Genomic DNA, 23,409 nt, shown 5'->3' on the forward strand with positions numbered 1-23,409 from the left:
CCCTCGCATGCACTCGACCGACGAGATCCTCCGCGCCGCCGCCGCGTGGTTCTGGGTGCCTCGTGACGGCGACCACGAGAATGTCGAATTGCAGCTCGTGCGGTATCCCGCACGCTTCGGCGGCGGTGTTCGTGGCTCGCAGGTCAGATCGGACCGCACCGCCGGCGAGGTCCTGGACCACGCGATCGACCGGACCCGCGCCTGGGGCGAGTCCGAGCTCACGTTCTGGACGAATCCCTCGGATGGTCCCGACCTCGAAGACGAGCTGCGCAATCGTGGCGCCGAGCACATCGACACGGTCACGGTCTTCGCGCTCGGGATCGAGGGGGCGTCGATCGACGTGCCGCAGGCCGCCTCCGCCGAGGTCGTCCGGACCCTCGAACAGGTGCGCGAGGTCGACGCGATCAACGTGCCGGTCTGGCAGCAGGCGCCCCTGGATGCAGGTGGGTTACGAGACGAGCTCGCCGAGATCGAGGACGGTCTCACCGCCGGCGAAGGATTCCGTGTGCTCGGCCGCTGTGACGGCGACGCCGTGAGCACGGGTGGGTGCACCGTCATCGACGGCTTCGCGCGTCTGTGGGGTGCGGCCACGCTCGAGGGAGCCCGCGGACGCGGTGCCTATCGTGCGGTGCTGGCGGAGCGGCTGCGGGTGAGTGCCGAATGGGGTGCATCCACCGCTCTCGTGAAGGGCCGCGTCGCCACCTCGGCGCCGATCCTCGCCCGCGCAGGGTTCACACAGTATGGCGATGAGCGCGCGTACCGGCTGAAGCTCGGCTGAGCCCGTGGATCGGGCTCGCCTCTGATCAGCGGTCTGCCGAATCGGACCGTGCCGTCGATGCGGGGTCAGAAATGCATGCCTGGAGCATCATTCGAGTGTGTTCTCGGCCCGCGCTCAGGTGCCCCGCCCCGAGGTCACGCCCCGAGGTTGCGCCCGAGGATCAGACCGTGCCGTACAGGCGGTCGCCGGCGTCGCCGAGACCGGGCACGATGTAGCCCTTCTCGTTCAGACGCTCGTCGAGCGCTCCCAGCACGAGGGTGACGTCGCGGTCGCCGGCCATGGCCTCGATCGCGGCGACGCCCTCCGGGGTGCCGAGCAGGCAGATCGCGGTGACATCCTTCGCCCCGCGGTCGAAGAGGAACTGGATGGCTGCTGCGAGCGAGCCGCCGGTCGCGAGCATCGGGTCGATCGCGAAGCACTGGCGGTCGCTGAGATCGTCAGGCAGGCGCTCGGCGTAGGTCTTCGGCTCGAACGTCTCCTCGTCGCGGACCATGCCGAGGAAGCCGACCTCAGCGGTCGGCAGCAGCGTGACCAGGCCCTCGAGCATGCCGAGTCCAGCGCGCAGGATCGGCACCACGATCGGGCGCGGTTCGGAGATCTTCACGCCCATCGTGGTGGTGACGGGGGTCGTGATCTCGATCGGCGAGACCTTGACGTTGCGCGTGGCCTCGTACGCGAGCAGCGTCACGAGCTCTTCGGTCAGCTGCCGGAAGACCGGTGACGGGGTGCGCGCATCGCGCAGCACCGAGAGCTTGTGGGTGATGAGAGGGTGGTCGGCGACGTGAACACGCATGGATACAGGCTAATGCGCCGCGCGGGTCGACACGACATCGGATGCTCCGGCTCACCGCCGCCCGCTCCGGCGTCAGGTCTCGCCCGACCGTGCGATGACCGCGCGATGCTCGCTGTCGTAGGCTCGACGCATGACCGCCGCCGACGATCTCGCGATGCGCCGCGCGTTGGCGCTCGCTGCCGAAGCGGCGTCGGCGAATGAGATCCCCGTGGGAGCCGTCGTGCTCGACGCGGACGGCCGGATCGTCGCCGAGGGCCGTAACCACCGCGAAGCCACGCACGATCCGACGGGTCACGCCGAGGTCGACGTGCTGCGGCGCGCTGCGGCATCCGTCGGCTCCTGGAATCTCGAGGGGCACACGCTCGTCGTCACCCTGGAGCCGTGCATCATGTGCGCCGGCGCGATCCTGCAGGCGCGCATCGGCCGCGTGGTCTTCGGCGCTTGGGATGACAAGGCGGGCGCAGCCGGGTCGATGTACGACGTGCTGCGCGATCGACGGCTGCCGTACCGGGCCGAGGTCGTCGGCGGAGTCGAGGCGGATGCCGCGACGGCCCTCCTGCGCGCGTTCTTCGAGCAGCGCCGCTGATCTCAGTCCGAGGACTTGAGCACGAAGACGTCGGTCGAGGGCTCGGGGTCGATCGCCGGGCGATAGACGTCCGGCTCGATGTAGACGACGCGAGCGACCGGCACTGCTTCGCGGATGCGGGCCTCGATCGCGTTGATGTCGTCGGCTGCCTCGCGCAGCGGCTTGTCGGCGTTCAGTGCGATCTTCGCAGCGACCATCAGCTCGTCGGGTCCGAGGTAGAGCGTCTTCATGTGGATGATCTTCTCGATCTCGTCGCCCGCGTTGATCGCATCGACGATCCGGTCGTGGTCTCCCTGGGTCGCGCCTTCGCCGACGAGCAGGCTCTTGGTCTCGACGCCGAGCACGATCGCGATCAGCACCAGCAGCACACCGATCATCACGGTGCCGAGCGCGTCGAAGACGGGGTTGCCGGTGATCAGCGTGAGTCCGACGCCGAACAGCGCGAAGGTGAGACCGGTGAGCGCGCCGACATCCTCCAGCAGCACGACCGGGAGTTCCGGTGCCTTCGAGCGACGGACGAACGACACCCAGGACTGCCCCTGCTCGCGCACGAGGTTGCTCTCGCGCACTGCGGTTCGCAGCGAGAACGACTCCAGGCCGATCGCGATCACCAGCACGACCAGCGGCAGCCACCACCAGGTGCGGTCGAGCTCGTGCGGGTTGGTGAGCTTCTCGACGCCTTCGTAGATGGCGAACAGGCCACCGACGGAGAACAGGATGATCGACACGACGAAGGCGTACACGTAGCGCTCGCGGCCGTAGCCGAACGGGTGCGAGCGGTCGGCTTCGCGTCGGGCCTTGCGGCCGCCGAGCATCAGCAGCAGCTGGTTTCCCGAGTCGGCGACGGAGTGGATCGCCTCGGCGAGCATCGACGCAGAGCCGGAGAGTGCCCATGCGACGAACTTCGCGAGCGCGATGCCCAGATTCGCCAGGAACGCCGCGACGATGGCCTTGTTGCCTCCGGATGCACTCATGCTCCGAGTCTAGGACTGCACGCCGTCGGAATGAGGGTATGCCCGCCGTAGGATGACGACATGGCCGACTCCCTTCCTGCTCTCGCGTTCCTCGGTGCCGGTTCGATGGGAGGGGCGATCCTCCGCGGCGTCGTCGCCTCCGGAATCACGATCGACGGCGGCATCATCGCGACGAACCGTACGCAGGAGAAGGCCGACGCATTCGCCGACCTCGACGGCGTCACCAGCATCGCGCTGGAATCCCAGCCATCGGCAAGTGCGGATGCCGCGGCGTCCGCCCGCATCGTGCTGGTCGGCGTGAAGCCCGCGATGGTGCCCGATCTGCTGCGCGAGATCGCCCCGCGCCTCGCCTCGGATGCGATCGTGGTGAGCCTTGCGGCCGGTGTCACGCTGCAGACCTTCGCCGACATCCTCGGTGCCGACGTGCGTGTCATCCGATCGATGCCGAACACCCCCTCCACGATCCGCAAGGGCGTCACGGGGCTCGCGGCCGGCCCGGCCGCCAGCGACGAGGACCTCGCCCTCGTGCACCGTCTGTTCGAGACCGTCGGAGCGGTCGTCGAGGTTCCGGAGCCGAAGATCGACGCGCTCTCCACGATCTCCGGGTCCGGACCCGCCTACGTCTTCCTGCTGATCGAGGAGTTCACGAAGGCCGCTGTCGAGATGGGCTTCGCGGATGCCGATGCGCGTCTCATGGTGGAGCAGACGTTCATCGGTGCGACCGCCCTGCTCGACGCATCCGACGTCGACCCGACAGAGCTGCGGCGCCGCGTGACGAGCCCGAAGGGCACCACCGAGCGGGCGATCGCCGTGCTGCAGGACGCACACCTCGACCGGACGTTCGCGGATGCCGCTGCGGCAGCCCTCGCTCGGGCCAAGGAGCTCGCGGCCGGAGCCTGATCAGCGGTCGAGCGCCGCGAACCGCTCGATGTCGCTGTTGGTGCCCGAGACGATGATCAGGTCGTGGTTGGTGACGATCGTGTTCGCCTCGGCGTAGCGGAACGGCTTGCCAGGGCTCTTCACGCCCACGACGGTGACCTTGTACTTCGTCCGGACACCGGACTCGTTCAGGCCGACGCCCCGGATGAACTTCGGCGGGTACATCTTCGCGAGCACGAAGTCGTCGTCGAAGCGGATGAAGTCGAGCATCCGGCCGCTCACGAGGTGGGCGACGCGCTCGCCTGCCTCGCGCTCCGGGTAGATGACGTGGTTCGCGCCGACACGGGCGAGGATCTTGCCGTGCGACTGCGAGACCGCCTTGGCCCAGATCTGGGGGACCTTGAGGTCGACGAGGTTCGCCGTGATCAGCACGGATGCCTCGATCGAGGAGCCGACCGCGACGACGGCGACCTGGAAGTCCTGCGCGCCGATCTGACGCAGCGCGTCGATGTTCTTCGCGTCGGCCTGCACGGTGTGCGTGACGCGGTCCGACCACTTCTGGACGAGTTCGAGGTTGCCGTCGATCGCGAGCACCTCGCGGTCGAGGCGGTCGAGCTCGCCGGCGCAGGCGGCGCCGAAGCGGCCGAGTCCGATGACGAGTACGGGAGCATCGCCCCTGAGCACTTCAACCAACGATCGGCCTTTCCACTGGAAGCGAGTAATACTGCGATCGTGAGGTCGCGGCGACTGCCGCGGCGAGTGTCACTGTACCAATGCGCCCCATGAAGATGGTGACGGCGAGGACGTACGATCCGGCATCCGGAAGCTGCGCGGTGAGGCCGGTCGACAGGCCGACGGTGGCGAACGCGGAGATCACGTCGAACAGCACGTGACTGATGTCGGCCTTCGTGATCTGGGCGATGACGATGGTCGACAGCGCGACGATCGTGGCACCCCACGCGACGACGCTGAGGGCCACCCGCTGCACGTCGCTGGGGATGCGGCGTCCGAACACCTCGACCGACTGGCGTCCCTTCGCCTCCGACCAGACCGCGATCGCCAGCACGGCGAGGGTCGTGACCTTGATGCCGCCCGCGGTCGACGCAGAGCCTCCGCCGACGAACATCAGCATGCTGGCGGCCACGAGCGACGAGCCGTTGAGGTCGGACATGTCGATCACGTTGAAGCCGCCAGAGCGGGTCATCGCAGACAGGAAGAAGGCCTGGAACGTCGTGTCGGCGGCATCCATCGAACCGAAGGTCTTCGGGTTGCTGTACTCGAGGATGAGGAACACGACCGCGCCGAGCACGAAGAGCAGCACGGTCGTCACGAGCGTGAGCTTGGTGTGCAGCGACCAGCGCTTCACATGCCACACGTGCTTCGCGAGCGAGTAGATCACCGGGAACCCGATGCTGCCGAGGAAGACGCCGACCATCAGCAGAGACAGCACGAGGTAGTCGTCTGCGAACACCGCGACGCCGCCGTCGTTCGGCGCGAAGCCGGTGTTCGTGAACGCCATCGCGGCGAAGTACGGGGCCTCCCAGAGCGCGGCGATCGGGTCGACCTTCGCCATCACCAGGGACGGGTACAGGAAGACCGCCAGCGCTGCCTCGATGATGAGCGAGGACAGGGCGACGGTGCGCAGCAGCTGCCCGACCTCGCCGAGGCGGACGGTCTGGCTCTCGTTCACGACGCCGCCGTGCGCGCGCATCGGGTTCGTGTCGCCGGCGGCCATGAGCTTGGCGCGGAGGCCGAGGCGCTTCGAGATGACCATGCCCATCAAGGAGGCGAGCGTGAGCACGCCGAGTCCGCCGATGTTGACGCCGATGAAGATCAGCACATGACCGAAGGGCGACCAGTGGTTCGCCATGTCGACCGTCGCCAGACCGGTGACGCAGATGGTGGAGACCGCGGTGAACAGCGCGTCGCTCAACGGGGTGACGGTTCTCGACGCCGAGGCGATCGGCAGCGAGAGCAGCGCGGTGAAGATCAGGATCAGCAGCGCGAAGATGACGATCGCGAATCGCGAGGGCGAGGAGGTGATGATGTGCTTGCCCCGCGAACCGAGGTCGCGAAGGACGCGCTGCGGGGAGGACGCCGACACGATGCCCGACATCGCATCCCCCTTCAAGCTCCTCCGACCGCGTCCGGCGGTCACACGGCACCGTTCGCCGAGCCTTCGTCATGGTACTCCGTGCCGGGGACGACTAGCCTGAACTCATGACGGACATCTTCGACGTGATCGCAGACGGTACGAGGCGAGACATCCTCCAGCTCCTGCTGCGACGCACCACCGAAGGAGACGCTGGCACGAGCGTCAGCCACATCGTCGCCGAACTCGGCATCAGCCAGCCCACGGTGTCGAAGCACCTCAAGGTGCTCCGCGATGCCGAGCTCGTCTCCGTCCGCGAAGACGGTCAGCGCCGGTTCTACAGCCTCGCGGTCGAGCCGCTCGAGGCCGTCGACGACTGGCTGGTTCCCTTCCTGATGGACGCCTACGGCGACGACGCCCCCGACATCGAGTACCCGATGGTTCCGCTGCCGGACGGCGCGACGCATGCGGCCGAGGTCGTCGGCCGTGCTGCGGCATCCGCCAAGCACGTCGTCGCGACTGCGCTCAAGCGCCTCGGGGCCTGATCGCATTCGTACCCTTGTAGCTATTTAGCTACAGTGCTAAATTCGCAGCATGAGCGATGGTACGAGCGACATCTTCACGGCGTTGGCCCACCCGACGAGACGGCAGATCCTGCAGGATCTCAAGGGCGGCGAGCTGACGGCGGGCGAGATCGCCTCTGCGTTCAACAACTCGGGCCCGACGATCTCCCGCCATCTCGCCGTGCTGCGTGGCGCGGGGCTGGTCACCGAACGTCGGGACGCCAACCGCATCCTGTACTCCCTGGTGGGCGAACGACTCGCGCTGTCGGTCGGCGACTTCCTCTCCACGGTCTGCCCCGAGCAGATGGTGCTCAGGGAGGTCCGGCGTCGAGGATCCTCGAAGACGACCGCAGAGGAGGCGCGCGCATGATCGGGATGACGACGATCCGCGGGCGGATGACTCGTCGCCTGCTGCTCTCCTATCGGGTCGATGCCGATGCGGCGAGCCGGATCATCCCCGCTCCGTTCCGGCCCCAGCTCGTCGACGGCAGCGCGGTCGGCGGGATCTGCATGATCGCGCTCGCCGACGTGCGGCCCGGCTGGGTGCGACCGCGGGTGGGCGTCTCGACGCAGAACGTCGCGCACCGGTTCGCCGTCGAGTGGGATGACGGAGGCCGGGTGCGTCAGGGTGTCTACGTGACCGGACGCCACAGCTCGGGGCTGATCCCGGTGATCGGTGGCGGGCGGTTCTTCCCCGGAGTCCAGCGTCGCGCGCAGTTCCAGCTCGACGAGACCGACACCCGCTTCCGCGTTCGGATGAGCGCGCCGGACGCCGAGGTCGCCGCCGACGTCGAGCTGACCGAGACCTGGGACAGCTCGCTCTTCCCGAGCATGCAGGATGCATCCGACTTCTACCGAGCAGGGTCCATCGGCTGGTCCCCGCGTCGCGGCGACCGCGGTGCGGAGCCGCTCGAACTCACCGCTGAGACGTGGTCGGTCCATGCCGGCCGTGTGAACCGGGTGACCTCGTCGTTCTTCGATGCGCTCCCACCGGGAGCCGCGACCTTCGACAGTGCGCTCGTGATGCGTGACCTTCCGGTCATCTGGCGTCGGCCGGAACAGACATCGCCCCTGACGACAGGGGGCGTGTCATCAGGGGCGACGGGCGGGTCTCATTCCCGCATCGATCCGGCGGTGCCAGCCGGGATCATTCACACAGACTGACAGCGCAGTCTGGGGGATTCTCAGGCGCACGCTATGCCTTCGCTGAAACCTTGGCCTGCCGGCGCCGACCATCGTGCCGCACCTCACCCGGGAGGACTCCAGGGCGAAGTACGCTCCCGGCACGGAGTTCGCGATGGACATGATCACCATGAACGGCAACACCGGCACCTACCTGGATGCGCCGTACCACCGCTGCGAGGGCGGCGGAGATCTCGCCTCACTCGACCTCCGGACGCTCGTCGGCCTTCGCGCAGAGGTGTTCCACCTCCGCGACGCGTGGGACGTGGAGCGGCGGGGGATCGAGGCGGTGACACTGGCCGATCGTCATCTCCGGGATGCCGCGGTCCTGCTCGACACCGGATGGAGCGCGTCCTGCGCGCACGATCCTGCTCGCGGCCGGCGTGCATGTCGTCGAGCATCTGACGCGCTCGCGGAGGTGCCTGCGCAGGGTGCCCGCTTCACCGCGGCCCCGCCCGCGATGTGCGGATTCGGCACCTTCCCGGTGCGCGCGTTCGCGACGGTGCCTGCAAGCTCCTGATCACACAGGCCACATGGGTTTACACGCGTCCCAGCTACCCCATAGAGTGTCCACATTGAGAAAGGGGTACGTGGGATGCCCGAAGTTCCTGATGTCCGGTTTTTGACGGTGGCCGAGGTCGCCGACATCATGCGAGTGTCGAAGATGACCGTCTATCGACTCGTTCACGCCGGCGAATTGCCCGCCATCCGATTCGGCCGCAGCTATCGCGTGCCAGAGTCGGCCGTCGCGGACGCTCTCCAGCGTCCGATCGCCGACGTCGGCTGAGGTCCGCGAGTCACGTCACGTCGACGGTGTCAGTCGACGTGCTGTGGTTTGCTAGACTGATCCGAGGCATTTTTCCGTGCCCGTACCCGGGTGTCCGAGATCGCGACACCCAGCCACTGACTTAGTGAGGTTTCCGTGGGTTCTGTCATCAAGAAGCGCCGCAAGCGCATGGCGAAGAAGAAGCACCGCAAGCTGCTTCGCAAGACTCGCCACCAGCGCCGCAACAAGAAGTAAGCGGCCAGACACGAGCGCCTGTCTTCGGACGGGCGCTTTGTGTCTCCGGGCGCATCGAGTACCAGCCACATCGTGAGGACATCATGAAGTCGATCACCGTCACCGAACTCGCCGAACGCTCCGCCACGCCGCTCATCGACGTGCGCGAGACCGATGAATTCGCGGCCGGGCACGTGCCCGGTGCGGTCAACATCCCGATGTCCGAGATCGGCAACCGTCTCGAAGAGCTGCCCAGCGAGTCCTTCGACGTGATCTGCCAGGCCGGCGGACGCTCCGCGCGCGTCGTCGAGGCACTCGAGGCTCGTGGCTACGACGCCACGAACGTCGAGGGGGGCACCGGCGAGTGGATCGCTCAGGGTCGTGCCGTCGAGGTGCCATCGGCGTGACCACGCTCACCCTGATCGGCAAGCCCGACTGCCACCTCTGTGCTGTCGCCTCGGAAGTGATCGACGCGGTCGTCGCAGAACTCCCGGATGCAGCGGCGGAGCAGATCGAGATCGTCGAGGCGTCCATCCAGGATGATCCAGCGCTGTACGACCTGTGGTGGGAGAAGATCCCGGTCATCCTGATCGACGGGGAGCTCCACTCGCACTGGCGGGTCTCGCCCGACCGTCTGCGCCACGCACTCGAGGAATCCGTCAGAAGCGTCGCGCTCAGCGACCAGAAGGGGTCGAGATGACCATCCGCCATGTCGTCACCTGGAAGCTCGCCGCCGACGATGCAGCAACGCGTCACGAGCATGCGACCGAGGTCGCTCGCCGTCTGAACGGACTGCAGGGCGAGGTTCCCCAGATCCTCTCGATCACGGCCGGCGCGAACGTCGCCTACCCGGAGGCCAACTGGGACGTGACCCTGGTCGCCGACTTCGAGAGCATCGCCGCGCTCGAGGAGTATCAGGTGCACCCGGCGCACGTCGAGGTCTCGACGTTCGTCCGCTCCGTGGTCTCGTCCCGCGCCTCGGTCGACTTCGAGATCTGACCTGCCGGTCGTCGGTCGGAACCGTCGGGCGACACCATGGGCGAGATCACCTGGCGCGGGGCGATGATCGCCTGGGCACACACGTCTGCATTCGACGTCGCGGAGGCAGATCTCGCAGCGATGGGAGAACGGCAGCTCGCGCGCTATCGGCAACTCGACGGTGCCCGCGCCTCGGGGTTCCTGGCGGGTCGCGCCCTGATCCGTGAACTCGTCCTCCGGCTCGGCGGAGGGCCGGTCGTGCACCTCGACAGCGCCTGCGAGCGCTGCGGCGACGATCACGCGGCGCCCCGAATCGACGGCTTCATGATCAGCGTCAGTCATGCCGGCGACCTGGTCGCGGTCGCGGTCGCCCCTGGCATGGACCCGCTTGGGGTCGATGTCGAGGCGGACGCCGACCGCACCCGAGTCGCCGAGCTGGGACCGATGTTCGCACCGGTGTCGGCGCCGGACCTCGCCGGGTGGACGCGGATCGAGGCGGCCGTCAAGGCGGACGGTCGCGGATTCGCGATCGATCCACGGGACGTGCGGCTGGAGCCGCAGCCGCAGCACGAGGGGTCGCCGATGCAGGCACCGCCCACGTGGCTGGCCGACGTGCCTGACCGGACGTCACGGCTCCAGGTCGCGACGCTGCCAGGCCCGACCGGCTACACGCTCAGCGTCGCCCGGGGCTGAGGGCGGGCGACGCTGGAAGTGCCGGCAACGGCAGCTCGTCGAGCCAGGTGCGCATCAGTGCGCGTCCCTCAGCACCGAGAAGCTCATCGACGAGCCCGAGGAAATCGTCGGTCGTCACCGCGAGGCGGGCGAAGCGTGATGTCCATTCGCGGGTGAACGCGAAGAAGCGCTCCGACCCGACGGTCATCCGCAGTGCGTGCAGGGCCAGGGCGCCGCGCTTGTAGACACGATCGTCGAACATGTCGATCGGACCAGGGTCTGAGAGCAGCAGATCCGCCGGAAGTGCGGCCAGGAGCGTGTGGTGCGCGACCGCGCTCTCGTGGGCGGTCGGGCCGTCGGATGCCTCGGCCCACACCCATTCCGCGTAGCAGGCGAAGCCTTCGTTCAGCCAGATGTCCTGCCAGCGGCCGACGCCGACGCTGTTGCCGAACCACTGGTGTGCGAGCTCGTGCGCGATCAGCCGCTCGCAGCTCTGCGCGCCGTCGATGTGGTTGGCGCCGAAGATCGCCATGCCCTGTGCTTCGAGCGGGATCTCGAGGTCGTCCGGTGTGACGACGACCTTGTAGGACTCCTGCGGGTACGGCCCGAACGCATCCGAGAACACGCGCATCATCTCGCCGAGGGGAGCGAAGTCCGCGTGCACGCGCGGAGCCAGCGACTGCGGGTAGTAGAGGCGTCCTGGCACCTCTGCCAGGGTGACCGTCTCGTCGGCGTACTGCCCGACCTGCACCGTCATGAGGTAGGTCGCTGTCGGCATCGGCTGCTGGAAGGTCCAGCGGGTGCGCCCACGCTGGGTCGACCGCGTCGCAGCGCCACCGCTGATCACCGTGTAGCCCGGATCGGCGGTGAACTCGAGGCGGTACGTCGCCTTGTCCGAGGGGATGTCATTGCACGGGAACCAGGTCGGAGCCCCGTTCGGCTGCGAGGCGACGAGCACGCCGTCCTCGAGCTCCTCCCAGCCGATGAGTCCCCACCGCGTGCGGCGAGGTGCTGGGGCGCCGGAGTACTCCACCGTGATCGTGAGTTCGTCGCCGGCCTCGCGATCGTCGCCGAACACGACCTTCACGCGTCGCTGGTCCTGCCGGAACGTCGCCGCGCGGTCGCCGCTCACCCGCACCTTCGTGGCCTTCAACCCGACGAGGTCGAGCGACACATGCTTCGCCGTCTCCTGCATCCGCACCTGCAGCGTCGCCGTGCCCATCAGGCGGTTCGTCGGCACCCGGTAGTCGAGCGAGAGGTCGTAGTGCAGCACCGCGAAGCGGCGGTCTCCGTTGTGCGGCGTGTAGGTGTCGACGGTCATGCGTCAGACGCCTGGTAGGACCGCACCTTGACGGCCCGCCAGGGGCCGATCGGGTTGCCGCTCCAGCGACTGCCGACCGGCACGAACTCCCCGCGCATGACGAGGGATGCAGGTCCCACCGTGGCATCCGCTCCGATCGTCGCTGCTGGCAGGATCACGCTGTGCGGCCCCAGGGTCGCACCGTTCTCGAGGGTGACGGAATCGATGCTCATCACACGATCATGGAACAGATGGGTCTGAACCACACAACCGCGGTTCACCGTCGCGCCGTCGCCGAGGGTGACGAGGTCGGGTTCGGGGAGCCAGTAGCTGTCGGTCCAGACCCCGCGACCGATCTTCGCGCCGAGCGTGCGCAGCCACATCGCGAGGGCCGGGGTCCCGGAGGCGGAGTTCGCGAACCAGGGCGCGGCCACCATTTCCGTGAACGTGTCGGACACCTCGGTGCGCCACACGAAGCTGGACCACAGCGGATGCTCGCCGGCACGGATCGGACCGACGATGACCCACTTGGCTGCGGTCGTGATGAGCGCGGCGGATGCTCCTGCCGCCAGCATCACCGCGGGGGAGAGAGCGACCGCCCAGACCGGGCCGACCGCTTCGACGAGTGCGGCGAGCGTCAGCATCACGGCGAGGCCGATCGCACAGGTCACGAACACCGGGATGACACGGCACAGCTCCCACAGTGCTCGGGCGAACCGCAGCGCGGTGCGCGGACGGTACGTGCGCTCGAGGTCGGCGTCGTTCACGACTCGACGGAGCCGCGTCGCGGGTGAGCCCAGCCAGGATGACCCGGCCTTGGCCTTGAGCGGGGCGACGGAGAGCACGGCGACCAGTCCGTCGCGCGGCACATTGTGCCCGCCGGCGGCGAGTCCCGAGTTGCCGAGGAACGCGCGCTTGCCGATGCGCGCGTGCGCCAGCCGCATCCATCCGCCCTGCAGTTCATAGGTCGCGACCATGGTGTCGTCGGCGAGGAACGCGCCGTCGGCGATCGTCGTGAACTTCGGGATCAGCAGCACGGTCGACGCCTCGACCTCGCGGCCGACGTCGGCGCCGAGAGCCCGCAGCCATAGCGGTGTGAACCCGCTGGAGTACAGCGGGAACAGGAAGGTGCGTGCAGAGTCGAGCAGGCGCTCCGTGGTCCAGGCCTGCCAGGCGACGCGCGACCGCACCGCGTGGACGCCCACGGTCAACCCGATCGCGAGAAGCCGGACGAGCGCGAGCACGAGCAGCGCGAACACGGCGCCGGAGAGGAGTACGCCTGGGACGAGCATCGACAGGATGCCGGGGACCGCGTCGAGCAGCGTGTCAGCGCCACGCATGCCGGCTGCGACGACAGCGCCGCCGGCGGCGAGAGACAGGAGCGGCAGGATGCCGAGGATCGCAGATGACGCCGCGTACGCCCACAGCCACCGTCGCCTGCTCGGCGGGCGCGTGGCGGCGAAGGGCGGCGAGACGGCTCCCGTGCGCGCGGCCGGTGATCCGGCCCAGCGCTGTCGTGCTCGCACCCGTCCGAAGACGGCCGATCCAGGGGCGATCTCGGCGCCTCGTCCGATCTTGGTTCCGGGCGCGAGGGTGCTGCGGGCGCCGATCGTGGCGTCGGCACCGATCCGGATGCTGCCGATGCGAACCGTGTCACCGTCGATCCAGTAGCCGGTGAGGTCCACTTCGGGTTCGATCGATGCGCCGGCTCCGATGTCGAGCATGCCGGTGATCGGGGGGACCGTGTGCAGGTCGACGTCCTTGTGGATGCGGGCCCCGAGCGCTCGTGCGTAGTAGACGACCCAGGGTGCGCCGGCGAGGCCGACCGGGTCGACCTGGTGCGCGATCTGCTCGGCGAGCCAGAGCCGCAGATGCACGCCGCCGCCGCGCGGATAGTCCCCTGCGCGCACGCCGGCGAGGAGCAGTCGCGCGGCGATCGCCGCGATCGTCATCTTGCCGAGCGGCGTCGCGAAGATCACCAGTCCGATCAGGATGGCCCAGCCGGAGATCTCCGGGAGGAAGTCGAAGCCGGGGGAGCGGCGCAGCAGCCAGCTCGCGGCCAGCAGGAAGAGCAGCCAGCGGATGCCGGTGAAGACGAACAGCGGGAAGCCCGCGATGGTCTGCACCCACTGCATGCGGCGCGGTGTCGGTCGAGGCTGGCTGAACACGCGTTCCTCGTGCTCCGCCTCGGCGTCGGTCTCGTCCTCGACGGCATCCGCCATCTGACGGAGCCGCGGGAGGTCGTAGACGTCGGTCATCGTGAACTCGGGGGCCCTCGTGCGCAGACGCGACACGAGCTGTGCGGCGGCGAGCGAGCCGCCCCCCAACTGGAAGAAGTCCGCGTCCTCATCGGTCGGACGGATGCCGAGCACCGCGAACCACTGTTCCGAGAGCCAGGCGGCCGTTCCCGACAACGGGGAGTCGCCGGCGTCGGCGGATTCGAGTGGCCAGGGCAGCGCCGCCTTGTCGACCTTGCCGGACGTGCGCACCGGCAGATCGTCGACGATCGCGAGCAGCGGGATGAGCGGCGCAGGCAGCATCTCGGAGAGCTCGGCGCGCGCGGTCTGCCGGTCGAAGCCGTCGTCGGGCACGACGTAGCCGACGAGCAGCGGCATCCCGCTCTCCGTCTTCTGCACGACGACGGTCGCTGCAGACACAGCGGTGAGTCCCTGCAGCGCCGCTTCGACCTCACCGAGCTCGATGCGTCGACCACCGATCTTCACCTGGTCGTCGGCGCGTCCCTGGAAGATCAGCCCTTCGGCTTCGAACCGCACGAGATCGCCGGACCGGTACGCCCGATCCCAGCCGAGCGTCGGCATCGGGGCGTACTTCTCGGCATCCTTCGCGGGGTCGAGGTATCGCGCAAGTCCGACGCCGCCGATGATCAGCTCACCGCTCTCGCCCTCGGCGACGCGCTCGCCGGCGGCATCCACGACCGCCAACGACCAGCCGTCGAGCGGCAGGCCGATGCGAACGGGACTGTTCGCGTGCATCAGTGAGGCGCAGGCCACGACCGTCGCCTCGGTCGGCCCGTAGGTGTTCCAGACCTCGCGACCGTCGGATGCGAGTCGCGCGACGAGCTCCGGAGGGCACGCCTCGCCGCCGAAGATCAGCAGACGGACGTTCTCGATCGCGTCCTGCGGCCACAGCGCTGCGAGCGTCGGAACGGTCGAGACGACGGTGATCCCGTGTCCGAGCAGCCAGGGGCCGAGGTCTTCGCCCGAGCGCACCAGGGAGCGGGGAGCCGGCACGAGGCATGCTCCGTGGCCCCACGCGAGCCACATCTCCTCACACGAGGCATCGAAGGCGACGGAGAGCCCGGCCAGCACCCGATCGCCGGGACCGAGCGGGGCGTCCTGCAGGAACAGGCGTGACTCGGCGTCGACGAATGCGGCGGCGGACCGGTGCGAGACCGCGACGCCCTTCGGGACCCCGGTCGAGCCCGAGGTGAAGATGATCCAGGCGTCGTCGTCGACGGTCGGCGGTGCGATCACCGGGACTGCTGCGGTGCTCGGGTGCGGGTCCTCGCCGCGGAAGACCGCTGCAGAGGTCGACGCATCGGCCGGGCGGTACGTGCCGCCGTCGGTGATGGTGCCCGCGATGCGGGCCTCCCGGAACACGAGCTCGGCTCGCTCTTCGGGATCGTCGGCATCGACGGGAACGTACGCCGCGCCGGCGGCCATGGCACCGAGGATCGCGATGTACAGCTCACGTCGACCGGAGGCCATGCGGATGCCGACCCGGTCGCCCTGACGGACGCCGTGCTCGTGGAGCACCGCGGCGGTACGCCAGACGTGAGCCAGCAGCTCGGCATAGCTCAGAGCGCCGTCGGCGTCTTCGAGCGCGGAGGCCTCGGGATGCCTGGCTGTCGTCTCGCGAAGGACGTCGATGAGGGTGCGGGCCGGCGCGGCCTCCTCGCTGCGATCGAGCGCAGCCTGCATGTCAGCGCCCAAGGAGATCGATCAGTGCAGCCTTCGAGAGGCGGGAGTAACCGGTGTGGCCGGCCGCACGGGCGCTGGCACGCAACTCGACGACGGTGCGGCCGGCGAGGTCTTCGGCCGGGGTGACGGAAGGGGATGCCTCACGGGGAGCGGGCGCGTCGATCGGTGCTGCTGCCGCGACGATCGGTGCCGCTGCGGCGATGACGGCATCCTTCGCCTTCTTCGATGCGGCCTTCGGAGCCTTCTTCGGCGCATCCTTCTGCTTCGATACGGCCTTCTTCTTCGGGGCCTGCAGTCGTGCTGCGGCCTCCTGCAGACGCTCGGTGGCAGCGACTGCCGTCTTCGTGACCTTCTTCGGACGGTTCGCGACCTTCTTCTTCGACACGTCGGCTGCGTCCTTGGCGTCCTCGACGAGGGGCTTGAGCTTCTTGGCGGCCTTCTTCGGAAGCGTCTTGATCAGCTTCTTCGCGTCTTTCGCTGCGTCCTTGGCCGCATCGATCGCGGTCTCCGCGTCGCGCTGCGCCACCGTCTTCTTGGCCATGATCCGTTCTCTCTGCGTCCGGAGCGCACGCGCTCGAGTCTTTCCGGCACAGAAGGTAACGGCCGAAGGTGAACAATCGGTGCCGGTGCGCCAAGGCTGTCGGAGTACGACACACTCGGACACACTTGCAACACAAATGTGATCCGCCTGGACCCGCTGACGTTGGTGGCCGCGACAGGCCGCATGTTTAGATGAACTCCTACCCGTCCGTGGGCATCGTCCCTCGTCTCATAGGAGCTGTCATGCAGCGTCGCACCATCCTCGCCGGGCTCGCGCTCGCGGCGACCGCCACCCTCGCACTCTCCGGCTGCGCCACCTCGTCCGGCGGTTCCGGTGGCTCCGATGGAGGCGAGTCGGCAGCGGGCGACGAGTACGGCCTGGTCGAAGCGGGAACGCTCACGGTCTGCTCCGACATCCCCTACGCACCCTTCGAGTTCGAGGGTGGCGACAACGGCACCGGCTACACCGGCTTCGACATCGACCTGCTCGACGCGGTGGCGAAGAAGCTCGACCTCAAGCTCTCGGTGCAGGATGTCGGCTTCGACGCACTGCAGTCCGGCACGACGCTCGCCGCCGGCACGTGCGACGTCGGCGCTTCGGCCATGACGATCACCGATGAGCGCAAGGCGAACATCGACTTCTCCGACCCGTACTACGACTCGCTGCAGTCGCTGCTGGTCCGTACCGACTCGGGCATCAAGTCGATCGACGACCTCTCCGGCAAGAACGTCGGCGTGCAGCAGGGAACGACCGGCGAGTCGTACGCCACGGCGAACGCCGAGGGCGCCGAGCTCGTGCAGTACCCGTCGGACGGCGAGCTGTGGCCGGCGATGCAGGCAGGTCAGATCGACGCGATCCTGCAGGACCAGCCGGTGAACCTCGAGCACGAGAAGGCCGACTCCGCCTACAAGATCGTCGAGACGTACAACACCGACGAATCCTACGGTTTCGCCTTCGCGAAGGGCGAGAAGGATGCGCTGCGCGAAGCGGTCAACGGTGCGCTGCAGGAGCTGCGTGACAGCGGCGACTACCAGACCATCTACGACACCTACTTCACCGCGAAGTAATCGGACTGGCTGACCAGGTCGGAGGACCTTGACAATGGCGTTGAGGCGCACCACCAAGAGCAAGCTGTATCGGTACATCATCTATGCGGTGCTGATCGCGATCGTCATCTGGGCGATCGTCGGCACCGACTGGGCGAAGATCGGACCGCTGTTCTTCAACCCCGAGATCGCGATCAAGATGTTCCCGGGGATCATCACGACGGCGCTCGTGAACACCCTGTGGTTCACCGCGGTGGCGTTCATCGCGGGTCTGCTGCTCGGCGTCGTGCTGGCGCTGCTGAAGCTGTCGAGCATCGGACCGTTCCGGTGGATCGCCACGGCCTGGATCGAGTTGTTCCGCGGGCTTCCCGCGATCCTCACGATCTTCGCCGTGGCGTTCATCCTGCCGATCGCGTCGGGCATTCCGGGCAAGGACCTCGGTGGACCGGTCGTCCTCGGCCTGGTCGGTCTGATCCTCGTGGCTTCGGCCTACATGGCCGAGACGATCCGTGCCGGCATCCAGGCGGTTCCGAAGGGGCAGACCGAGGCGGCGCGCTCGCTGGGCATGTCGCCCATGAAGACCACGTTCTGGATCATCGTGCCGCAGGGATTCCGCATCATCATCCCGCCGCTCACGAACGAGTTCGTGCTGCTGCTGAAGGACACCTCGCTGCTCTTCATCGCCGGCACGTTCATCTGGTCGAAGGAGCTCACGAACTTCGCTCGTGACGCCTCGACGCAGAACTCGAACGCGACCCCGCTGATCCTGGCGGCGGTCCTGTACCTGATCGTGACGATCCCCCTCACGCGCTTCAGTGCGTACCTGGAACGACGGATGTCGAGGCAGCGATGATCACCGACCTGATTGATGTCCACGCCCCGGCGATCGACCTGCAGGGGCTCGTGAAGTCGTTCGGCGACAACGAGGTGCTCAAGGGCATCGACCTCACCGTCACGAAGGGCGAAGTCGTCTGCGTGATCGGGCCTTCTGGTTCGGGGAAGTCGACCCTGCTGCGCTCGGTCAACCTGCTCGAGGAGCCGACCGGCGGCAAGGTGCTGATCGAGGGGATCGACATCACCGACCCCGACGTCGACATCGACCGCGTGCGCACCCGCATCGGCATGGTGTTCCAGAGCTTCAACCTGTTCCCGCACCTCGACGTGATGGGCAACCTCACGATCGCGCAGCAGCGAGTGAAGAAGCGCTCCAAGGCCGAGGCCGAACGGGTCGCGAAGGAGATGCTCGACCGGGTCGGACTGGCGGAGAAGGCTGATGCGTTCCCCGGCCACCTCTCGGGTGGGCAGCAGCAGCGCGTGGCCATCGCTCGGGCGCTCTGCATGAATCCCGACATGATGCTGTTCGACGAGCCGACCTCCGCGCTCGACCCCGAGCTCGTCGGCGAGGTGCTGCAGGTCATGCGCCAGCTGGCGGATGAGGGCATGACGATGCTCGTCGTCACGCACGAGATGGGCTTCGCACGCGAGGTCGGATCCCGCTTGATCTTCATGGACGGTGGGCACATCGTCGAAGAGGGCGATCCGCGCGAGGTCATCGGCAACCCGCAGCATCCGCGCACGAAGGACTTCCTGTCCCGCGTGCTCTGATCGCGTCGTTCACGCGAGAGACCCCCTGGCGCGAAACTGCGCCAGGGGGTCTCTTGCGATGGGTGGGGGCTTCGGTCAGGACTCGACGACCTCGGCATCCGCAGCGTTGCGGCGAACGGACTCGATCCCGCTGAGAGCGCCAGACTTCGAGGCGTACCCCTCGCTGATCGCGATCACCTCGCCGTTACTCGCCTTCAGACGGAATCGGTACTCGCCGGCCTTGTCGGTGTACAGCTCGAACTTGCCTGCCATGAGGCGTCCTTTCTCTGACGGATCGAGGAGTCTCGCCCCTCGGGACACACGCTAGCCCGACCCCTATATCTGGGGGAAGAGCAACCTCAGTCCCGCGGGTGCACGGTCTCTCTCGGCCCCCGTCGGCGTTCCGGTCGCAGTTGCTGCCGCTCCACCCGCGATGAGGCGGCACGAACTGCGACCGGAACACCGACGAGGCGGCACGAACTGCGACCGGACGTGAATGACGGCGCGACTGGGGGAAGGGCAACCTCAGCCGCGCGGGTGCACCGCCACGGGCTCCGGTGCGACCGCGATGCGCACGCGGTCGCCGAAGGCGGGGTGGATGCCGGGGGCATGCTGCACCCTGACGAGCTCCCCGGATTCGGTGCGCACGAGCGTGCGACGCATGCTGCCGAGGAACGTGCTCTCCTCGACGAGCGCGTCGGTGGCGGCATCCGCTTCCGAGGCGAAGAACACGTTCTCCGGCCGGAGGTAGACGTCGACCGGCCCGGTTGCCGGAGTCTGCAGTGGCAGGCGTTGTCCCCACACCATGACGTGATCGCCCTCGCCGACGCCGGAGACCACGCTCGACAGTCCGACGAAGGCTGCGACCCCGGCCGTCGACGGTGTCGTGTAGAGCTCTTCCGGCGAACCGATCTGCTCGATGCGTCCGGCATTCATGACCGCGATCCGGTCGGACACCGCGAGGGCCTCCTCCTGGTCGTGCGTCACGAAGACGGTCGTGATGCCGAGGCGCAGCTGGATGCGACGGATCTCGTCGCGCAGCTGCACGCGCACCTTGGCGTCGAGCGCCGAGAGCGGCTCGTCGAGCAGCAGCACCTTGGGTTCCGTGACCAGCGCGCGGGCGAGCGCCACGCGCTGCTGCTGGCCGCCGGAGAGCTGGTGCGGGAAGCGATCGGCGAAGCCGGTCAGCCCGACCAGCGCGAGCGCATCGAGCGCACGCTTGGCGGCCTCGGCCCGACCGACGCCGCGTCGCCGCAGCCCGAACGCCGTGTTCTCGGCCACCCGCAGGTGCGGGAACAGCGAGTACGACTGGAACACCATGCCGATGTCGCGCTTGTTGGTCGGCACGCGCGACACGTCGCCGCCGCCGAGCAGCACCGCACCCTCGTCGGCGATCTCGAGGCCGGCGAGCACCCGGAGCAGCGTCGTCTTGCCGCAGCCCGACGGCCCGAGCAGCGAGACGAACTCGCCTGGCGCGATGTCGAGGTCGACGCCGTGCAGCACGCGGGTGCCCGAGTAGCTCTTGACGATGCCCTGCAGCTCGACGCGGGTGCCCTCGCCCGCCTCGGCGAGCAGCAGATTGTCCTTCGTGCGGGGGAGTGCGTGATCGGCGGTCATGAGCGGGCCTTTCCGGTGCCGCGGGCGGCGCGGCCGATGACGAGGAGCAGGATGAAGCAGAACAGCAGCGCCAGCAGGGTGAAGATCGCGGGGGCGTACGGGTCCTGCTTCTGGACGACGACCATGGCGGTCTGGAACACCTGACGGTTCAGGAGCGAGGCGATCGTGAACTCGCCGAGGACCACGGCGATCGAGATGAGCGATGCGGCCAGCAGTCCCTGGCGCAGGTTCGGTGCCAGCACCTTGAGCACGACGGTCGGCCAGCTCGCGCCGAGCGAGCGGGCGGCCTCGGCGAGCGTGCGCAGGTCGGCGGCATCGATCGATGCCTGGATGGAGCGGAATGCGAAGGGCAGCACCGTGATGCCGTAGGCGAACGCGAGCGTCCAGGTGCCGGTGCCCAACGAGCGGCCGATCTGCAGATAGATCGGTGCGAGTCCGACGACCAGCACGATCGCGGGGATCGAGATCGGCAGGAGCGCGGCGAACTCGAACATCGCCTTGAGCTTCGGGAACCGCAGGTTCACCAGGATCATGGTCGGTGCGAGCAGCAGGAGCACGATCGCGACCGTGACGAGTGCGAGGATCAGGGAGTTGCCGAGTCCGGTCCAGATCGGCTTGATCGCGGCGGATGCTGCGGGGTCGAACAGTGCCGTCCAGTGCTCGAGCGACAGGCCTTCCTTCCCGCGGAGCGTGAACATGAAGGTGGAGACCAACGGGATCGCGAAGAAGGCGCCGACCAGGATGCCGATGATCCAGCGGGTGGCGAGCGACGGGGCGAGGCGGTTCACGACTGCCACCGCGCTGCCCTGCGCTGGATGAGCGAGTACAGGGCCATGACGACTCCCACGATCACGATCATGCCGAGAGCCAGGGCTCCGGCGAGGTTCTCACGACCGAGCACGGTCTCGCTGGTGAGGGCCGCGCGGATCTGCAACGGCACGATCTGCGCTCCCTGGCTCGCGAGTGCCGCAGCCGTCGCATACGAGGAGAACGCGTTCGCGAAGAGCAGGAGCAGGCTGGCGAGGAACGAGGGGGCGAGCACCGGCAGTCCGATGCGCAGCCAGAAGCTCGTGCGAGTACCGCCGAGCGTCAGGTTCGCCTCGGCCCACTGCGGCTTCAGCGCAGCGAGCGCCGGCATGAACGTGATCACCATGAGCGGGACCTGGAAGTAGATGTAGGGGAGTACGAGACCCGGCAGTTCGTACAGCCAGGTGCCGTTCGCGTAGATGTTGATGCCGAAGCTGTCCTCGAGGAGCACCTTGAGCACGCCCTGGATGCCGATCGTCGCGATGAAGGCGAAGGCGAGCATCACGCCGCCGAACTGCGCGAGCACACCCGCTGCGGCATCCACGGCCGAGCGCACCGCGCCCTCCGGATTCATGCCGAGCAGGGCGTAGCAGACGAGCGCCCCGACGACGGCGCCGATCACGGCGGTGAGCAGCGAGAGACCGGCCGAGTTGGCGAAGGTCGTGAGCACGACGGGGTCGGCGAGGGCCGAGATGTTCGACCAGGTGAAGGAGCCGTCCTTGGTGAAGAAGCCGGAACCGATCGCGAGCACGGTCGGCACAGCGAGGAACAGGACGACGTACGCGGCGAAGGGGACCAGCCCCAGCCAGGCCCAGGACGGCACGGACCGCCGGGCCCTCGCAGTGTGCGAGGGCCCGGTGCCCGATTCCCGGATGGGAGTGACGGGGGCGGATGCCGCGGCATCCGCCCCCGGTGCGGTGATGGTGGTCACAGGACCGCCGCTGCCCACTTCTCGCCGAGCAGCGTGCCGGCCTTGGTGGACTGCTCCTCGGTCGGGACGACCGTGTCCTCGGGGACCTTCGGCAGTGCCGAAGCCAGGTCGGCGTCGATCGTGCCGGCATCCGTCATGGCCTCCATGCGAGCCGGACGTGCGCCGCCCTTGAGCCACAGGTTCTGCACGTCGTCGCTGTAGAGGAACTCCTGCCACAGGCGGGCGGCCGCCGGGTGCGGGGCGTCGATGTTGATGGCCTGGTTGTAGTAGCCGGCGTACCCGGTGCCGTCGAGCACGACGACTTCCCAGTTCTCGTTGTCGGCCTTGTGTGATGCGTTCAGGTAGTCCCAGTCGAAGACGACGGGGGTCTCACCGCTCGCGACGGTCGCCGTGGTCACGTCGACCTTGAGCAGGTTGCCGGCCTTCTGCAGCTCGGAGAAGAAGTCGATGCCGGGCTGGAAGTCGTCGAGCGTGCCCTCGGACTGGACGGTCGCGAGACCGACTGCTGCGAAGGCCGCGCCGGCCTGCGTCGGGTCGCCGTTGATCGCGACGGCACCCTTGTAGGAGTCGCTCAGCAGGTCGGCGAGCTCGCTCGGGGCGTCGAACTTCGAGGAGTCGTAGCCGATCGACATGTATCCGCCGTAGTCGCCGACGAACAGGCCCGTCGGCTCCTTGAGGGCGTCGGGGATGTCGTCCCAGGTCTCGACCTTGTACGGAGCGAAGGTGTCGGTGTTCTGCAGGGCGACCGTGAGGCCGAGGTCGAACACGTCGGGTGCGGTGTCGAGTCCCTTGTTGGTCTCAGCAGCCTGGATCTCCTCGGCGCTGGACACATCCGGGGATGCTTCGTTGATCGTGATCTCGGGGTACTTCTCGGCGAAGAGGTCGAGGATCTCGCCGTAGTTGGCCCAGTCGCGGGGAAGCGCGATGACGTTGAGCGCGCCCTCCTTCTTCGCGGCTGCCTCGAGGTCGGCGAAGGTGCCGAAGTCGGCGACCGAGGTCGCGGCAGCGGCGTCGACCGCGTCTCCGCCGTCAGCGGACGTGGCATCGGCGGCCGAGGCGCAGCCGGACAGGGCGAGTGCGGCCGTGGCGGCCAGGGCGATGCCGGCGCCGAAGCGCGCGCGGCGGGTGTTGCGAGCCATGTGATT

Annotated in this window: 28 protein-coding genes; 16 read left to right on the forward strand and 12 right to left on the reverse strand. The window is 68.1% G+C overall.

The genetic code is table 11. The features are described from left to right. Positions 1–7 precede the first annotated feature (7 nt). Positions 8–778, forward strand: coding sequence for a hypothetical protein (locus RS83_RS08885; RefSeq protein WP_045279161.1), 771 nt, complete (start codon positions 8–10; stop codon positions 776–778). Between the two features lie 160 nt (positions 779–938). Here RS83_RS08885 and upp read toward each other — a convergent pair whose 3' ends face one another. Then, positions 939–1,571 carry a uracil phosphoribosyltransferase gene (upp, locus tag RS83_RS08890; RefSeq protein WP_045279162.1) on the reverse strand — a complete coding sequence of 211 codons (633 nt, stop codon included), beginning with the start codon at positions 1,569–1,571 and terminating at the stop codon, positions 939–941. A gap of 130 nt (positions 1,572–1,701) precedes the next feature. Between upp and tadA the strand changes: the two genes are divergently transcribed. Continuing rightward, complete coding sequence (tadA, locus tag RS83_RS08895; protein WP_045279163.1) at positions 1,702–2,157, forward strand: tRNA adenosine(34) deaminase TadA; 456 nt, start codon at positions 1,702–1,704, stop codon at positions 2,155–2,157. 2 nt (positions 2,158–2,159) lie between these two features. On the opposite strand, the gene RS83_RS08900 is transcribed toward tadA, so the two are convergent. Beyond that, entirely contained in the window at positions 2,160–3,131 is a 972-nt protein-coding gene (locus RS83_RS08900) for a cation diffusion facilitator family transporter (protein WP_045279164.1), read from the reverse strand. A gap of 60 nt (positions 3,132–3,191) precedes the next feature. On the opposite strand from RS83_RS08900, the gene proC reads away from it, so the two are divergent. Beyond that, positions 3,192–4,031 carry a pyrroline-5-carboxylate reductase gene (gene proC / locus RS83_RS08905; RefSeq protein ID WP_045279165.1) on the forward strand — a complete coding sequence of 280 codons (840 nt, stop codon included), beginning with the start codon at positions 3,192–3,194 and terminating at the stop codon, positions 4,029–4,031. Here proC and RS83_RS08910 read toward each other — a convergent pair whose 3' ends face one another. Both RS83_RS08910 and RS83_RS08915 read right to left on the reverse strand, forming a co-directional pair. Beyond that, positions 4,032–4,703, reverse strand: coding sequence for a potassium channel family protein (locus RS83_RS08910; protein ID WP_045279166.1), 672 nt, complete (start codon positions 4,701–4,703; stop codon positions 4,032–4,034). Continuing rightward, on the reverse strand, positions 4,696–6,126 hold the full coding sequence (locus tag RS83_RS08915; protein ID WP_045279167.1) for a TrkH family potassium uptake protein: 1,431 nt from the start codon (positions 6,124–6,126) through the stop codon (positions 4,696–4,698). The genes RS83_RS08910 and RS83_RS08915 overlap by 8 nt, the downstream gene beginning before the upstream one ends. Positions 6,127–6,230: 104 nt before the next feature. Between RS83_RS08915 and RS83_RS08920 the strand changes: the two genes are divergently transcribed. From RS83_RS08920 to RS83_RS08960, 10 genes are all read left to right on the forward strand, one after another. Then, a complete protein-coding gene (locus RS83_RS08920; RefSeq protein ID WP_045279168.1) occupies positions 6,231–6,647 on the forward strand; it encodes an ArsR/SmtB family transcription factor in 417 nt (138 codons plus the stop codon). Between the two features lie 49 nt (positions 6,648–6,696). Further along, positions 6,697–7,035 (forward strand): metalloregulator ArsR/SmtB family transcription factor, encoded by a 339-nt coding sequence (locus RS83_RS08925; RefSeq protein WP_045279169.1) that lies wholly within the window; start codon positions 6,697–6,699, stop codon positions 7,033–7,035. Next, the gene (locus RS83_RS08930) at positions 7,032–7,829 is read left to right on the forward strand and encodes a DUF2071 domain-containing protein (RefSeq protein ID WP_052679017.1); all 798 of its coding nucleotides are present in this window, start codon (positions 7,032–7,034) and stop codon (positions 7,827–7,829) included. Before RS83_RS08925 ends, RS83_RS08930 begins: the two co-directional genes overlap by 4 nt. 133 nt (positions 7,830–7,962) lie before the next feature. Continuing rightward, positions 7,963–8,367: a cyclase family protein gene (locus tag RS83_RS08935; protein ID WP_052679019.1), complete on the forward strand. Its 405-nt coding sequence runs from the start codon at positions 7,963–7,965 to the stop codon at positions 8,365–8,367. A gap of 75 nt (positions 8,368–8,442) precedes the next feature. After that, complete coding sequence (locus RS83_RS08940; RefSeq protein WP_045279170.1) at positions 8,443–8,634, forward strand: helix-turn-helix domain-containing protein; 192 nt, start codon at positions 8,443–8,445, stop codon at positions 8,632–8,634. Between the two features lie 135 nt (positions 8,635–8,769). Continuing rightward, positions 8,770–8,868, forward strand: a complete 99-nt coding sequence (locus RS83_RS18550; RefSeq protein WP_003792170.1) for a 30S ribosomal protein bS22 — start codon at positions 8,770–8,772, stop codon at positions 8,866–8,868. Between the two features lie 83 nt (positions 8,869–8,951). Further along, the gene (locus tag RS83_RS08945; protein WP_045279171.1) at positions 8,952–9,254 is read left to right on the forward strand and encodes a rhodanese-like domain-containing protein; all 303 of its coding nucleotides are present in this window, start codon (positions 8,952–8,954) and stop codon (positions 9,252–9,254) included. Then, positions 9,251–9,547 carry a glutaredoxin family protein gene (locus tag RS83_RS08950; protein ID WP_045279172.1) on the forward strand — a complete coding sequence of 99 codons (297 nt, stop codon included), beginning with the start codon at positions 9,251–9,253 and terminating at the stop codon, positions 9,545–9,547. The genes RS83_RS08945 and RS83_RS08950 overlap by 4 nt, the downstream gene beginning before the upstream one ends. Then, positions 9,544–9,846, forward strand: a complete 303-nt coding sequence (locus RS83_RS08955) for a Dabb family protein (RefSeq protein ID WP_045279173.1) — start codon at positions 9,544–9,546, stop codon at positions 9,844–9,846. Before RS83_RS08950 ends, RS83_RS08955 begins: the two co-directional genes overlap by 4 nt. A 36-nt stretch (positions 9,847–9,882) precedes the next feature. Further along, positions 9,883–10,518 carry a 4'-phosphopantetheinyl transferase family protein gene (locus RS83_RS08960; RefSeq protein WP_052679021.1) on the forward strand — a complete coding sequence of 212 codons (636 nt, stop codon included), beginning with the start codon at positions 9,883–9,885 and terminating at the stop codon, positions 10,516–10,518. On the opposite strand, the gene RS83_RS08965 is transcribed toward RS83_RS08960, so the two are convergent. From RS83_RS08965 to RS83_RS08975, 3 genes are read right to left on the reverse strand one after another with little or no spacing between them, the layout of a single operon-like run. Continuing rightward, positions 10,499–11,818 (reverse strand): M1 family metallopeptidase, encoded by a 1,320-nt coding sequence (locus RS83_RS08965; protein WP_045279174.1) that lies wholly within the window; start codon positions 11,816–11,818, stop codon positions 10,499–10,501. The genes RS83_RS08960 and RS83_RS08965 overlap by 20 nt on opposite strands. Further along, complete coding sequence (locus RS83_RS08970; RefSeq protein ID WP_045279175.1) at positions 11,815–15,738, reverse strand: Pls/PosA family non-ribosomal peptide synthetase; 3,924 nt, start codon at positions 15,736–15,738, stop codon at positions 11,815–11,817. The genes RS83_RS08965 and RS83_RS08970 overlap by 4 nt, the downstream gene beginning before the upstream one ends. A 1-nt stretch (position 15,739) precedes the next feature. After that, positions 15,740–16,279, reverse strand: a complete 540-nt coding sequence (locus RS83_RS08975) for a hypothetical protein (RefSeq protein WP_052679023.1) — start codon at positions 16,277–16,279, stop codon at positions 15,740–15,742. A gap of 242 nt (positions 16,280–16,521) precedes the next feature. Here RS83_RS08975 and RS83_RS08980 point away from each other — a divergent pair, with 242 nt between their 5' ends. The 3 genes from RS83_RS08980 to RS83_RS08990 are packed head-to-tail and all read left to right on the forward strand — an operon-like array spanning position 16,522 to position 18,930. Beyond that, complete coding sequence (locus RS83_RS08980; RefSeq protein ID WP_045279176.1) at positions 16,522–17,346, forward strand: basic amino acid ABC transporter substrate-binding protein; 825 nt, start codon at positions 16,522–16,524, stop codon at positions 17,344–17,346. A gap of 34 nt (positions 17,347–17,380) precedes the next feature. After that, the gene (locus tag RS83_RS08985; protein WP_045279177.1) at positions 17,381–18,178 is read left to right on the forward strand and encodes an amino acid ABC transporter permease; all 798 of its coding nucleotides are present in this window, start codon (positions 17,381–17,383) and stop codon (positions 18,176–18,178) included. After that, entirely contained in the window at positions 18,175–18,930 is a 756-nt protein-coding gene (locus tag RS83_RS08990; protein WP_045279178.1) for an amino acid ABC transporter ATP-binding protein, read from the forward strand. The genes RS83_RS08985 and RS83_RS08990 overlap by 4 nt, the downstream gene beginning before the upstream one ends. A 75-nt stretch (positions 18,931–19,005) precedes the next feature. Here the strand turns inward: RS83_RS08990 and RS83_RS18555 are convergent, their stop codons facing one another. The 5 genes from RS83_RS18555 to RS83_RS09010 form a co-directional block, all read right to left on the reverse strand. Beyond that, positions 19,006–19,182 carry a YegP family protein gene (locus RS83_RS18555; protein WP_082071601.1) on the reverse strand — a complete coding sequence of 59 codons (177 nt, stop codon included), beginning with the start codon at positions 19,180–19,182 and terminating at the stop codon, positions 19,006–19,008. 252 nt (positions 19,183–19,434) lie between these two features. After that, positions 19,435–20,526, reverse strand: coding sequence for an ABC transporter ATP-binding protein (locus tag RS83_RS08995; RefSeq protein ID WP_045279179.1), 1,092 nt, complete (start codon positions 20,524–20,526; stop codon positions 19,435–19,437). After that, a complete protein-coding gene (locus RS83_RS09000; RefSeq protein ID WP_045279414.1) occupies positions 20,523–21,314 on the reverse strand; it encodes an ABC transporter permease subunit in 792 nt (263 codons plus the stop codon). The genes RS83_RS08995 and RS83_RS09000 overlap by 4 nt, the downstream gene beginning before the upstream one ends. Next, complete coding sequence (locus RS83_RS09005) at positions 21,311–22,264, reverse strand: ABC transporter permease (protein WP_082071632.1); 954 nt, start codon at positions 22,262–22,264, stop codon at positions 21,311–21,313. The genes RS83_RS09000 and RS83_RS09005 overlap by 4 nt, the downstream gene beginning before the upstream one ends. Further along, positions 22,261–23,403, reverse strand: a complete 1,143-nt coding sequence (locus RS83_RS09010; protein ID WP_045279180.1) for an ABC transporter substrate-binding protein — start codon at positions 23,401–23,403, stop codon at positions 22,261–22,263. Before RS83_RS09010 ends, RS83_RS09005 begins: the two co-directional genes overlap by 4 nt. Positions 23,404–23,409 lie beyond the last annotated feature (6 nt).

The organism is Microbacterium oxydans, assembly GCF_000956525.1.
Taxonomy (GTDB): Bacteria; Actinomycetota; Actinomycetes; order Actinomycetales; family Microbacteriaceae; genus Microbacterium; species Microbacterium oxydans_A.

What these genes read in the sequence shown, in the direction of transcription:
- RS83_RS08885 (WP_045279161.1), top strand. Translation starts at nt 8, where the DNA reads ATGCACTCGACCGACGAGATCCTCCGCGCCGCCGCCGCGTGGTTCTGG.
- upp (WP_045279162.1), bottom strand. Translation starts at nt 1,571, where the DNA reads ATGCGTGTTCACGTCGCCGACCACCCTCTCATCACCCACAAGCTCTCG.
- tadA (WP_045279163.1), top strand. Translation starts at nt 1,702, where the DNA reads ATGACCGCCGCCGACGATCTCGCGATGCGCCGCGCGTTGGCGCTCGCT.
- RS83_RS08900 (WP_045279164.1), bottom strand. Translation starts at nt 3,131, where the DNA reads ATGAGTGCATCCGGAGGCAACAAGGCCATCGTCGCGGCGTTCCTGGCG.
- proC (WP_045279165.1), top strand. Translation starts at nt 3,192, where the DNA reads ATGGCCGACTCCCTTCCTGCTCTCGCGTTCCTCGGTGCCGGTTCGATG.
- RS83_RS08915 (WP_045279167.1), bottom strand. Translation starts at nt 6,126, where the DNA reads ATGTCGGGCATCGTGTCGGCGTCCTCCCCGCAGCGCGTCCTTCGCGAC.
- RS83_RS08920 (WP_045279168.1), top strand. Translation starts at nt 6,231, where the DNA reads ATGACGGACATCTTCGACGTGATCGCAGACGGTACGAGGCGAGACATC.
- RS83_RS08925 (WP_045279169.1), top strand. Translation starts at nt 6,697, where the DNA reads ATGAGCGATGGTACGAGCGACATCTTCACGGCGTTGGCCCACCCGACG.
- RS83_RS08930 (WP_052679017.1), top strand. Translation starts at nt 7,032, where the DNA reads ATGATCGGGATGACGACGATCCGCGGGCGGATGACTCGTCGCCTGCTG.
- RS83_RS08935 (WP_052679019.1), top strand. Translation starts at nt 7,963, where the DNA reads ATGGACATGATCACCATGAACGGCAACACCGGCACCTACCTGGATGCG.
- RS83_RS08940 (WP_045279170.1), top strand. Translation starts at nt 8,443, where the DNA reads ATGCCCGAAGTTCCTGATGTCCGGTTTTTGACGGTGGCCGAGGTCGCC.
- RS83_RS08945 (WP_045279171.1), top strand. Translation starts at nt 8,952, where the DNA reads ATGAAGTCGATCACCGTCACCGAACTCGCCGAACGCTCCGCCACGCCG.
- RS83_RS08955 (WP_045279173.1), top strand. Translation starts at nt 9,544, where the DNA reads ATGACCATCCGCCATGTCGTCACCTGGAAGCTCGCCGCCGACGATGCA.
- RS83_RS08960 (WP_052679021.1), top strand. Translation starts at nt 9,883, where the DNA reads ATGGGCGAGATCACCTGGCGCGGGGCGATGATCGCCTGGGCACACACG.
- RS83_RS08965 (WP_045279174.1), bottom strand. Translation starts at nt 11,818, where the DNA reads ATGACCGTCGACACCTACACGCCGCACAACGGAGACCGCCGCTTCGCG.
- RS83_RS08970 (WP_045279175.1), bottom strand. Translation starts at nt 15,738, where the DNA reads ATGCAGGCTGCGCTCGATCGCAGCGAGGAGGCCGCGCCGGCCCGCACC.
- RS83_RS08975 (WP_052679023.1), bottom strand. Translation starts at nt 16,279, where the DNA reads ATGGCCAAGAAGACGGTGGCGCAGCGCGACGCGGAGACCGCGATCGAT.
- RS83_RS08980 (WP_045279176.1), top strand. Translation starts at nt 16,522, where the DNA reads ATGCAGCGTCGCACCATCCTCGCCGGGCTCGCGCTCGCGGCGACCGCC.
- RS83_RS08985 (WP_045279177.1), top strand. Translation starts at nt 17,381, where the DNA reads ATGGCGTTGAGGCGCACCACCAAGAGCAAGCTGTATCGGTACATCATC.
- RS83_RS08990 (WP_045279178.1), top strand. Translation starts at nt 18,175, where the DNA reads ATGATCACCGACCTGATTGATGTCCACGCCCCGGCGATCGACCTGCAG.
- RS83_RS18555 (WP_082071601.1), bottom strand. Translation starts at nt 19,182, where the DNA reads ATGGCAGGCAAGTTCGAGCTGTACACCGACAAGGCCGGCGAGTACCGA.
- RS83_RS08995 (WP_045279179.1), bottom strand. Translation starts at nt 20,526, where the DNA reads ATGACCGCCGATCACGCACTCCCCCGCACGAAGGACAATCTGCTGCTC.
- RS83_RS09010 (WP_045279180.1), bottom strand. Translation starts at nt 23,403, where the DNA reads ATGGCTCGCAACACCCGCCGCGCGCGCTTCGGCGCCGGCATCGCCCTG.